The organism is Bacillus sp. RC251, from assembly GCF_044908765.1.
Classification (GTDB): domain Bacteria; phylum Bacillota; class Bacilli; order Bacillales; family Bacillaceae_G; genus Bacillus_A; species Bacillus_A wiedmannii.
Genome location: NZ_JBIYDP010000004.1, coordinates 18,772 through 30,666, shown reverse-complemented (window position 1 = coordinate 30,666; position 11,895 = coordinate 18,772). Strand labels below are relative to the sequence as shown.

7 protein-coding genes and 1 pseudogene are annotated in these 11,895 nt (G+C 34.4%); 1 reads left to right on the top strand and 7 read right to left on the bottom strand.

Annotated elements, in window-relative coordinates:
- Window positions 1–40: 40 nt before the first annotated feature.
- From ABH961_RS17050 to colA, 7 genes and pseudogenes are all read right to left on the bottom strand, one after another.
- Window positions 41–733 carry a response regulator gene (locus ABH961_RS17050; protein WP_098076950.1) on the bottom strand — a complete coding sequence of 231 codons (693 nt, stop codon included), beginning with the start codon at window positions 731–733 and terminating at the stop codon, window positions 41–43.
- Window positions 733–2,343, bottom strand: a complete 1,611-nt coding sequence (locus tag ABH961_RS17045) for an ATP-binding protein (RefSeq protein ID WP_098076953.1) — start codon at window positions 2,341–2,343, stop codon at window positions 733–735. The genes ABH961_RS17050 and ABH961_RS17045 overlap by 1 nt, the downstream gene beginning before the upstream one ends.
- A gap of 183 nt (window positions 2,344–2,526) precedes the next feature.
- A complete protein-coding gene (locus tag ABH961_RS17040; protein WP_438502065.1) occupies window positions 2,527–3,387 on the bottom strand; it encodes a methyl-accepting chemotaxis protein in 861 nt (286 codons plus the stop codon).
- A gap of 81 nt (window positions 3,388–3,468) precedes the next feature.
- Window positions 3,469–4,503: pseudogene (locus ABH961_RS17035) on the bottom strand (HAMP domain-containing protein); the annotation flags it as partial.
- 247 nt (window positions 4,504–4,750) lie between these two features.
- Window positions 4,751–6,325: a flotillin lipid rafts scaffold protein FloT gene (locus tag ABH961_RS17030; RefSeq protein WP_048541591.1), complete on the bottom strand. Its 1,575-nt coding sequence runs from the start codon at window positions 6,323–6,325 to the stop codon at window positions 4,751–4,753.
- A 12-nt stretch (window positions 6,326–6,337) separates the two neighbouring features.
- Window positions 6,338–6,886 carry an NfeD family protein gene (locus tag ABH961_RS17025; protein WP_048541589.1) on the bottom strand — a complete coding sequence of 183 codons (549 nt, stop codon included), beginning with the start codon at window positions 6,884–6,886 and terminating at the stop codon, window positions 6,338–6,340.
- Between the two features lie 245 nt (window positions 6,887–7,131).
- A complete protein-coding gene (gene colA / locus ABH961_RS17020; RefSeq protein ID WP_098076961.1) occupies window positions 7,132–10,029 on the bottom strand; it encodes a collagenase ColA in 2,898 nt (965 codons plus the stop codon).
- A 268-nt stretch (window positions 10,030–10,297) separates the two neighbouring features.
- Between colA and opuD the strand changes: the two genes are divergently transcribed.
- Window positions 10,298–11,848 (top strand): glycine betaine transporter OpuD, encoded by a 1,551-nt coding sequence (gene opuD / locus ABH961_RS17015; protein WP_098076964.1) that lies wholly within the window; start codon window positions 10,298–10,300, stop codon window positions 11,846–11,848.
- The last annotated feature ends 47 nt before the right edge of the window (window positions 11,849–11,895 follow it).

The window sequence follows — 11,895 nt, the reverse complement described above, 5'->3', positions numbered from 1 at the left end:
AAAAACAGTAGAAGAAATGCAATTCTCTACTGTTTTTTTGTTATGAAGAAACAAGAAAATACCTTCTTTCTGGTCTCCCTACACTCCCATATATAAGCTCCGCATGAACTTTCTTTCCAGATATTAAATACTCTAAATAACGCCTCGCTGTTGATCGGCTTACCCCAACCATTGAGCTTAACTCTTCTGCCGTAATACCTTCTTCATCAACTGCTAACATATGCTTTTTTATTTTTGCTAAAGTTAAAGGATCTATCCCTTTCGGGGCATATTCTATTTCATTTCCCTTTACGCCTCTTTGGGACCATAAATGTTCAATTTGTTCTATAGATAATTGATTAGTTTTTTTTAACTGCACAATCTTTTTTTTGTAACTTTCCAAACTCGCCCTAAATCGATCAAACATAAGTGGCTTTACGATATAATCTGTTACTCCGCCTCGTAGAGCATGCCTCACTACATCTGTTTCCGATGCAGCTGTAATCATAATAATATCTGTATCATGCAAATTATGCCTAATATATGTGACAAGTTCCGTTCCTTGCATATCAGGTAAGTACACATCTAATAAAACGAGTTGTGGCTTCACAAACTCTAGCCATTCTTTCGCTTGTTCTCCAGTCGTTGCTGTTCCAATTACTTTAAATCCCTCAATCTTTTCAGTAAAACGACGATGAATGTCCGCAATTCGAATATCATCTTCTACAATCAATACTTCAATCTCCTCACCCATTACAATTCGCCTCTCTCTTTTGGTAATGCAATAATAAATAATGCACCACCTAAATCCCCTTTTTCGATTGCAATACTTCCATTTAAATCTTCTACTAACTCTTTCACTTTTGCTAATCCATATCCTCGTTTCCCGCCTTCTTTCGTCGAGAAGCCTTTATAAAATATGCTAGTAATGACTTCATCATGAATCCCTTGTCCTGAATCTTCCACTTCAATTACTATCTCTTCTCCAATATCAGTTACAAACATCCTTACCTTCTTATCATTCTCTTCATTTCTTTCAATTGCTTCAAATGCATTCGTAATTAAATTTCCTAAAATAGAAACGACGTAATTACTCTCAATGTGCGGGCTTAATTTATCTAAGCTACTTTCTCGATCTAGCATAAAATCAATCTTTAACTCTCGCGCTCTATTATAGAATCCAATTAAAATTCCACCTAACCATGGATTTTGAATTCGCTTCATAATAAATTGAACAAAATCTTGATATACCGCTGTTTCCTTATGAATAAGCTCTAAAGCATCTTCATATGATTCTAACTGGATAAGACCTGAAAGCGTATACAACAAATTGTTATATTCATGCGTTTGCGCTCGTAATGCCTCTGTATATTGCTTCGTCTGAGATAACTCTGCTGTTAACTGATCCATTTCAGATTTCAAACGTAAACTCGATACAACGCCAGTTACTTTATTCTTTACTTTAATAGGTAGACGGTTCGCAATAACAGCCTGCCCTTTTATATTTAATTGACGATCAAACTGTTCTTCACCAGTTTGAAATACATCTAGTATCGTTGAATTAGGAATTACATTTAAAATAAATTCCCCAATAATATTTCGTTTTTTATCTAGCGAAAGAATATCATAAGCCGCTTGATTGACTAAACTAATCATGCCATTTCGATCAATGACAATAATCCCTTCACGTACAGATTGAATCACTGTACTATGCTCTTCATATAAAGATGAAATTTCTTCTGGCTCCATCCCAAACATCATTCTTTTTATACTTCCGGCTAAATATATAGAACCAATTATCCCGATTAAAAGACCTATTACTGTAATCCAAAATACACGCTTTCCATATACTTCTACCGCTCCATGAATATCATCCATTGAAAATCCAACAGACACCACGCCTATAATTTCATTTTCCTGATTACGGATTGGAACTTTGCCGCGTAATGAAGGACCTAATGATCCAGTTGCTTTCGAAATATAAGATTTTCCTTCTAATAGTACTCCTTTATTATCTCCACCAACCATTGCTTCTCCTATTTTATCTCGCTTAGGATGTGCATATCGAATCCCCTCTTTATTTCCAACTACAATAAAATCAGCATCTGTATCAATTCGAATTTTTTCTGCAATTGGCTGAATAATAGAAGCTGGGTTTTCTTTTTGAAAAGCTTCCGTTATTTCAGGTATAGCAGCAACTGTTTTCGCAACATGCAAAGCCCGTTTCCCAATTTGCTCTTCTACCGTTTCAGACAATATGTAATAAAATAAATAACTTGTTAATAGAAGTACGACTAGAATAAGTGTACTAATTGTTATTGTAATTCTCGGTTGTAGTTTTAACTTTTTAAATTTCAAAACCATTCCCCTAACATAATTAAAGATAGAATTTAACGAAAATACAGTCTTTTATAATTTTACCTAATCATAACACGGTTACTCTATATTTCTTTATTTTTTATCTTCATAAACTGAAACTTTAATCAACACACAAATAGCGGGATAAAAAAAGAAACGAGGTACAATTACTACCTCGTTTCTTTTTTATTACACTTTAAATTTCCCAATCATCTCTTGTAATTCTTCTGCCATTTGCGATAAATGAACTGCTGCTGCATTGATTTCATCTACTGAAGCTAATTGTTCTTCTGAAGAACCAGCAATATTTTGAACGCTTGCTGCATTTTCTTCAATCGTAGCTGCAATTTCATTAATAGATGCACTAACTTGTTTTGCATCTACTGTCATTTGCTTCGCTACTTCTACCATACTATCAATTTGTACAACTGTATCATCTGTAGACTTCAATATTTCAACAAAGCTTTGCTTCGTTTCATTTGCAACTTCAAGCCCTGATTGTACTTCTGTTCCAACTTGCTTCATAGAGCTTACTGTTTCTTTTATGTCAAATTGTATCTCTTTTACTAGTTTTCCAATTTCCGTAGAAGACTGTCCTGATTGTTCTGCTAACTTTCGCACTTCATCTGCTACAATTGCAAATCCTCTTCCTTGTTCTCCAGCTCTCGCAGCCTCAATTGCAGCATTTAATGCTAATAAATTTGTCTGCTCTGCAATATGTTGAATTACCTCAAGGATTGCTCCAATTTGTTTCGACTTATCATCTAGCAAAACAATAACTTTATCTGATTGTGAAACAGACTCATGGATTAATTGCATTTGATTCACCGTTTGTTCAACTAACTTCCCACCATCTTCAGCCTTTTTCTTCGTATACATAGAGGCTGTGGATACTAATGAAGAACTGTCTGCCACACGTTGAATTCCTTCTGTAACTTCTTCTAATAATGTTGCGCCTTCTTCAACTTCTTTCGTTTGTATTTCCGCTCCACTCGACACTTGCTCTATCGCTTGTGTAATTTGTTCCGTTGCTTCACTCGTCTGCTTCATACTAGCTGTTAATTCTTCTGAAGATGCCGCTACATGACCTGCTGAAGTATTTATATTGGAAATGACATTCTGTAATGATGCTGCCATCTCGTTAAAGCTTTCTCCTAGCTGTCCAATTTCATCTTTAGAATGAACTGTAATTGATTCTGTTAAATCGCCTTCACTAATCTTTTTCGATGATATAACAAGTTGTTTTAACGGGTTAATAATAGAAGCAATTATGAAGTAAATTAAAATCCCGCCAATTATTAATGAAATACCAATAACAGTTATCGTTTTATAGAAAATAGGTTCAGCTGCTTCAATAATTTCGTTTGAAGGCATAATTCCTGCTATTTTCCATCCAGTTATCTTATTTGTTTTAAAAGTGATATGACGATCTTCACCATCTAATGTGAAATTAAAATCACCTGTTTCTTGTTTGTACAACTCTTTTTCGAGCTTCTCTTCTACCTTATCCCCTGGCTTCATCGTTGGATGCGCTACCACATTTTTATCTTGATCAAAAATTGCTACATATCCCTTTTTACCGATATTAACCATCTTTGAAGTATTTACGATATCATTAATAATTAAATCAATACCGAGAACACCGCTCTTATCCTCATTTTGTTTTGCTATTGTAATAACAATATTTCCTGTCGTTTTTGATTTATATGGAGCTGTAATAATTACTTCTCCACTTTTTTTCACTGCCTCTTTATACCAATCTCTTTCTGTAGGATTATATCCTTCTGGCATTTGAATAGACGGTGATTGAATAAATTGCCCATTGCTGGATCCAGTATAGATGGCTTCCAGTTCTGGATGTAACTTATTATATTCTTCTAGTTTATTTTGGATATTTTGTATTTGATCCGTTTGGTAACTTGATTGTGTAAATAATTTTGTAAAATAAACTGCATCTACTTTTTTACTATCCAATTCCTTATTAATTACATTATCCAAAATTTTTATATTATCTTTCGCCGATTGTGAAATCGTCTCATTAAAGTTTGTCTTCGCTTGCTGATAAGACGTCCAACCAATTACAATACTTGGAAGAATTAAAATGATAACAAATGACACAAGTAACTTTGCTTTTAAACTACTACTTCTTAATTTTCCTTGAAACATATTTCTACCCCTCCATACCGTTTTAAATGTAATTGTTTTACATTTAATTTCTTTATATAAATCATACGATTCAAATGTATCAATGTGACTCTCTATCTCTTTCTCTATTGAAGAGTTGATACATACCTTTTTCATTCTATATAAATTAAATAATTAAAACAATATATAAAAATGTATATTATTCGAAATATTACAATTCACAGAAGAACCTCTAGTATCTTACTTACTAGAGGTTCCTTCCACTTTACTATTCTTTATCTTTTTCTACTTCTTTTTTCTCGTCTTCTACTACGGATACAACAGGTTTATCGTTTGATAATTGTTGTACCGCTCCTTTTCCTGCAAATCCTTCTAATAGCTCTTTTAAATCAATGCCAGAAGACGCTTTTAATGTTTCTTGCATCGTTGCCATTAAATCAGTCGCATAACCTGCAACTTTTCCGGCGCCGCTATTTTTACCACCACCGCCTGTATCGACAACTGTAATCTTATCAATGTTGCTAAGCGGGCTTGCAATTTCCTTCGCATAACTTGGAAGCATTTTAAGAACCATATCCATAATTGCCGCTTGACCATATAGCTCAAATGCCTCTGCAATTTTTTGTTTCGCTTCCGCTTCTGCTAAACCTTTTAATCTGATAACATCTGCTTCCGCTGTACCTTGTGCTTTTTGTACTTCTGCTTTTGCTTGACCTTGCGCTTTTTCGATTTCCGCCTTCGCTAAACCTTCTACACGAACTTCTTCTGCACGTGCTCTTGCTTCCGCTTCAATTTTATATTGATCTGCATCTGCTTTTTTCATTTGTTTTACTTTTTCTGCTTCTGCTGATTGTTCAACAGCATAGCGATCTGCATCTGCCTTTTTCTTTACTTCTGCATCATATTGCTTTTCACGACGCGCAATCTCTTTTTCTTCTAATTCAATTTGCTTTTCACGCTCAATGATTTTAACGCGCATTTGCTCTTCTGTAACACCTTGTTGCGCTTTTGCTTGTTGTAATTCATAGGAAAGATCTGCATCTGCGCGAGCTTGTTCTTGGTCTCTCTTATAAGATTGTACTTTTAACTCTTTATGTTTTTCAGCTTCAGCGATTTGTGCATCACGTTGATACTCAGCTTCTTTCGCTTCTTTCTCAGCACGAGCTTTTTCAATTCGCGCCTCTTTTTCACGCTCTGCATTTGCAACTGTTGCATCACGCTTAACCATCGCAATTTGTGGCTGACCAAGTGCATCTAAGTAACCATTCTTATCCATAATTTCTTTAATTGTAAAGGAAACGATGCGAAGTCCCATCTTCTTTAAATCTGTAGAAGCTACTTCATGTACCTTTTGAGCAAATTGCTCTCTATTACTATAGGCATCTTCTACTGTCATAGAAGATAAAATAGCACGTAGATGCCCTTCTAAAACTTCTTTTGCTTCTATTTTCAACTCTTCTGTTTCTTTTCCTAAATATTGTTCAGCTGCTGTAGAAACTTCTTCAATGGTAGACCCTACTTTAATAATAGAAACACCATTTACTGTAATCGGTACACCTTGTTTCGTATACGTATCACGTGTTCCCACTTCTAATTTGTAGTTTAATAGACTTAAAGGCTCTGCTCTTTGCATAATCGGAACTACGAAAGTACCGCCGCCACGAATAATCTTAATCTTCTTTCCATCATCAGTAGTAACTACATTTTTCCCGCCACCAAGCCAGTTTCCAGTAACAATTAATGCTTCATCTGGTCCAACTGTTCGATACTTTGTAATGAATACTAAAATGAGTAGAATTAAAATTGCGAGTAATACTCCACCGATAATTAATGGAATCGTCATGTAAATTCCCCCTTATAATTTTGGTTTCTTTAAAGAATAAGCGATGTTCTGTACAAGCAGAACACCATCTTGGACTCCCTCGATAATAACTTCAGTTCCTTGTGAAATATCTTTTTTCCCAATTGTTTTAGCTGGAATTGCATTACTTCCAAATTGGGAGGAGATTAATACTTCTCCAAATCCTTCTGTAGGAATTGTTGTAATGACCTCTCCCTTACAACCAATAAATTCATCCATGCGCTGCACGGTGTTTTGTTCTGCTTCTGCAATCGGCTTTAAAATTAATATTTTCATTATGAAAACACCAATAAAGGATATAGCAAATGCAGACCCGAAGATAAGAATGCTATTAAAGGAAAATAAATATTCTCCTATATAACTAAGTCCACATAACATGGCGAAAAAACTAAGTAATAAAGTAACAACGGATACAGATCCGCCTCCAAAACTAAATATGGATTCAAATATATCTCCAAAAAAGATATAAATAACAGTGAGTATAGTAGCAATAATAAACCCGTATAAATAAATTGTTTCAAGTGGATAACCAAACAAAGCCATTTCTTATCCCCCTCTCTTAAACAATCCCTTTTTTGTTATGTGTATGCCCCACCTCTTTCAAAGATTATAGTTCTTAATTTTCAGTTATTTACCCTTTAAAGAAAAGCCTGTAAGACAGGCCCATAAAAAAGAACAGGAGAAACCTATTGTGACAGGCTCCTCCTAGTAAATAACCGATATATTATATATCTATATAATATACTATTTTCCACAAAAAGTAAAGTTAAACATACATTGGAAAGCACTTATTTTACTGATAATTCGTACGTTCCATCGCCATTATCATATTTATATACATACAAATAATACTTACCTGGTTTTGCATTAAATTTTGCCTCTATATGATTTCCATTAGCTTGACCGTAAGCGGCATAATTTTGCATATCTGATTCATGGTGAAGCACCCATGTCATCCCGATTCCATACTCATTTAAAACGGAAATATCGATATTTTTCGTTGATGCTACATTAAATGTATAAACATCGGTATGATCTCCACCGATAAGGCTACCTTTTATAGTAGTGTTTAGCCCAATACGATTCGCTTCCTCTGGACGATTATTTGGTTCTAATTCTGTTAAACTTCCATCTTTAATCGTAACAGTGGTTTCGTTTCTGCTCTCTTTGCCTTTATCATCTTTTACTCTTAACGCTACTTTATAAATTCCTTCTCTTTCATATGCATGTATTGGATTAACTTCTGCACTTGTGCTACCATCTCCAAATTCCCATAAATAAGAAACAATTTTTCCATCTTCATCATTTGAGCCATCACTTTTAAATTGAATTCCTTCTTTTACAAGCCCATTATAAGGTCCATTTATATTAACCGTTGGAGCTTTATTTTCTCCATCATCTTTTGCGATACCATGGAAGACTACATCATATTCAAATTCATTTGAACTATTCACACGATAATTGACGAAGTATGCTGTAACAGTTTTGTAGCCACTCCATTCTTTTTGCGCCAGTTGTTCTAGTGCCTCATTTACTCGTTTACTCATTTCATTCCAGTCTTCTGACTCACCTTTTGTTACACTACCTGTAAATGTGCCTTCTAATGTAAATGTATTAAAGAATTGGGAGCTATGTTTTGTCATTTTTGCCTCTTTCATTGGCAACGTATCACTAATTTCTTTCTCTACTGCTGTTAACGATTTTGGTGCATGTTCAGCTAAATAATCATCTGCTACTTCCGGTACATTATATTTATCTTGATTATCAATTAGCTGTTGCATATACTCTTGATACTCTTTATTTAGTTTAGAATCTTTACTTAAATTCTCACGATAGGCATCATAATTTTTCACGTCATTTGCACGAATTAAATCTTGAATTTTATCAAATGTTTCAAATTGATGTGTATATAAATAAGATTGCAATGCGAACGAGTAATTATAGAAATCCCAAGAACCATATTTAGCAAATAATGTGCGCTCTGCTGTATAACGGCTTGCAGGATCAGATGATAATCCACTAATGATGCTCTTTCTCGGTACTACATTATTTGTACGAGTAGATCCTGCGAAAAATTCTGCATTTCCTTCTTGGAACCAAGTTAATCTCTCATTTTGATACATATCCCCTCTTCCAAATAAACCTGGCACTTCAAATCTCCCTTGAAGATAATGAGTAAACTCATGACGGAATAACTCTTCTAAACTATAAATACTTTGTTCTGGCGTACGCTCATATGTAAAGAATGTACCTGTTTCTTCTATATAAATGCCACCGTTGTTTGTTTCATATCCATACAGTTGTCTGTTTAACTGATATTCGTCTGGAGTATTATAGATTACTATCGTTAATACGTCGTCTGCATTACCTGGCTCTAATGCTTTGTCATTCCCAATTACACGATGATACTGTGCTTTTACTTCCTTTGCAGCCCAGTATAGTCTCTTAATTTTTTCTTCTGATACTTTATCTCCTGTTTTAAATACGATAGATCCATCGTCGAATGTATACGTTTTTGGTAAGTACTGTTCTTTTCCTTCTTTACGTATCGTCTCTAAATCTACCGTATTACCGCTATAATCTTTTCCGTTATAATTTGTCGTAATTTGTTCTACTGCAACAAAATACGGCTCACTTAAACGCGGATACATATGCATTGCTTGTGTAACAACCTCTAAACCTTTATTTGGATTACTATGAAACTTCCCTAAACGACTAGCAAAATAAATTCCATTATTAACGAGCCACTTATTTTCTGGTGTTACTTCATTTAAAAGAGCAATACGATTTATTTCATTAATAAATCCATCTATTTTCCCGTACCACATTGTATCTTTTGCTTCTTTACGAGTTTCAAATAAATAAGATTGCATATCGTAATCAATACCTTGCATCATATCGTATACAGCTTGTCCTTTCATACGATCGTCTACATACGTATGAAGATTATCATTGTATTGTTTTAAAATATTCGATGCGTATTGAACCGTTTCCACATCACTTGAAGCATTACTAATTAATTTACCGTATGCAGATACGACTGCATCTTGCTCATATGTACCAAGCTTAAAGTTTGGATTGGTTGCAATTGCTTTTAAAGCAGGTAAACATTTATCCTGGAAGCTTCTCTCATTTAAATCACTTAATTCATTATTGTAAAATGCGAGATAAAAAGCTGAACGTAACACTTCTGTAAACGTTTGAATTCCTTTTGAATCATCTTTCGTAAACGTACTACCTCGGTGAGCTAATTCATCTATAACTGCTTGCATTTTCCCTTTGTCTTTATAAAAAGCCTTTGCATCTTCATTGAACTGGAATAAGTCTGTAATTTGATTCCATTTAATACTTCCTAGCGTTTCAACCAATTCTTGATTATTCATTTTGTTTAAATCAGCCATTGAATAGCTTTCTTTCATTTGCTTTACTTCTGAGCTCTTCATAATAGATGCTGGTCGCTGTGAAAAGTCTCCTACTTTTAAACGTTCTTGAAACGATAATGTTTCCTCTGCTTTAGAAACATGTCCAATCTCATCTACTGGTTTTTCAATCCCAACTGGTTTCGAATGCAATACATTGTATGGCACCTTTTCTTCTGCTGATACATTCGTTTGAATTGCTCCTAACGATAGCGCCATTGTACTAATACTAAGCATCACTTTATTAATCTTTGATTTCTTGTTCATATCATTGCCCCCTATTTATATATTCCCTTGAAGAATTTAACATAAAATCTAGATACAACAATATAAAATGCAATATTTCATATTATTTCTTCCTATATTTTGTACATATCGTGAACAGACTTACCTTTATCTAACCTCCAATAATTATGAATCCATAGCGATTAAACTGTCCTTTTACACAAGATAAAAATCGAATTTTTTGACAATTAATCTTTTAATTGTTATAGTTAATATAATTGTTAACTTTATTAAACAAAGGTGGGATTCTATGATAAAAAAAGAAAACAGTGTATTTTATATCTCCATCTTGCTAACAACATTATTCATCATATGGGGAATTACCCCGGCAAGTTGGATACAAGGCTATGATTTGCAAAGTGTTACATCTTCCTTAAACTCATTTATCCTCAATAAATTTGGATGGTTTTACTCTCTACTTATGACCGCAATGATTATTTTAGCCACTTATTTAGCATTTTCTAAGTACGGTTCTATTCGTCTTGGTAAAGATGGAGAAAAACCACAGTATAGTTATCCATCTTGGCTATCCATGTTGTTTGGAGCAGGAATGGGAATTGGACTGCTCTTTTATGGAATCACTGAACCGATTTCACATTTTACAGATCCATTAACAGGAAAAGCAGGTACAGAGGAAAGCGCCAAACTCGCTATGCAATATTCATTTTTCCACTGGGGACTCTTTCCGTGGTCACTATACGCGATGGTTGCTTTAACAATTGCATATTTCACATTCCGCAAACAAAAAGGTAGCACAATTGGAGCTACAGTTACTCCATTATTTAATCGATCGAAAAATTCTCCTATCGGAAAAACAGTCGATATTTTGGCTGTTTTAGCCACAGTATTCGGTATTGTGCCATCTGTTGGGATTGGTTCTCAACAAATCGCCGGAGGATTAAGCTATTTATTCCCTTCTATTCATAACACTGTACTTACACAACTCGTACTTATCGCCATCTTCGCTGTTTTATATTTAACAAGTGCACAAACAGGCTTAGATCGTGGGATTAAATATTTGAGTAACTTAAATTTCTCTCTTGCAGGTATATTACTCGTCTCCTTTTTACTTTTAGGACCAACTGTATTTATTATGAAATATTTCACATCTACACTCGGTTCTTATATCGGAGCTTTACCTAGTATGGGATTAAATTTAGGAGCATTTAATGAAAAATCTTCTTCTTGGATTGAAAACTGGACTATTTTCTATTGGGGATGGTGGATCTCTTGGTCTCCATTCGTCGGTACATTCATCGCTCGTATTTCTAAAGGGCGCACAATAAAAGAATTTATTATTGGAGTTGTATTAGTCCCAACTCTTATCTGTACATTTTGGTTTGCAGTATTTGGCGGTACCGCTATCCATATGGAAATGTTCCAATCGCTTGGTATAGCTGATGAAATCGCAAAAAATGGTACAGAGATTGGATTATTTGCTGTTATTTCACACCTACCGTTCTCTACATTTTTAACAATTATCGGGTTAATTTTAGTAGCCACATTTTTCGTTACTTCTGCTGACTCGGCAACATTTGTTGTTTCAATGCAAACGAGTAACGGAAGCTTATCACCGAAAAATAGTTTAAAACTTATATGGGGATTAACAATCGCAATAATTGCTGCTATTTTATTACAAGCTGGAGGATTAAATGCGCTGCAAATAGCAGCTATAATTGCTGCGCTACCATTTTCTATCGTAGTTGTTCTTATGGTCATTTCGCTCTTTAAGGAGCTTCGAAAAGAAGATGTTAATTTACAAGCAAAAGAAGTTCCGCAAAAAATAAAGAAGGTTATGTAACGATTAGCACCTCAAATTTTTTCTAAATCCGTGATGAATGAGGAAAA

What these genes read in the sequence shown, in the direction of transcription:
- ABH961_RS17025 (WP_048541589.1), bottom strand. Translation starts at nt 6,886, where the DNA reads ATGGCTTTGTTTGGTTATCCACTTGAAACAATTTATTTATACGGGTTT.
- opuD (WP_098076964.1), top strand. Translation starts at nt 10,298, where the DNA reads ATGATAAAAAAAGAAAACAGTGTATTTTATATCTCCATCTTGCTAACA.
- colA (WP_098076961.1), bottom strand. Translation starts at nt 10,029, where the DNA reads ATGAACAAGAAATCAAAGATTAATAAAGTGATGCTTAGTATTAGTACA.
- ABH961_RS17040 (WP_438502065.1), bottom strand. Translation starts at nt 3,387, where the DNA reads ATGAAGCAGACGAGTGAAGCAACGGAACAAATTACACAAGCGATAGAG.
- ABH961_RS17045 (WP_098076953.1), bottom strand. Translation starts at nt 2,343, where the DNA reads ATGGTTTTGAAATTTAAAAAGTTAAAACTACAACCGAGAATTACAATA.
- ABH961_RS17030 (WP_048541591.1), bottom strand. Translation starts at nt 6,325, where the DNA reads ATGACGATTCCATTAATTATCGGTGGAGTATTACTCGCAATTTTAATT.
- ABH961_RS17050 (WP_098076950.1), bottom strand. Translation starts at nt 733, where the DNA reads ATGGGTGAGGAGATTGAAGTATTGATTGTAGAAGATGATATTCGAATT.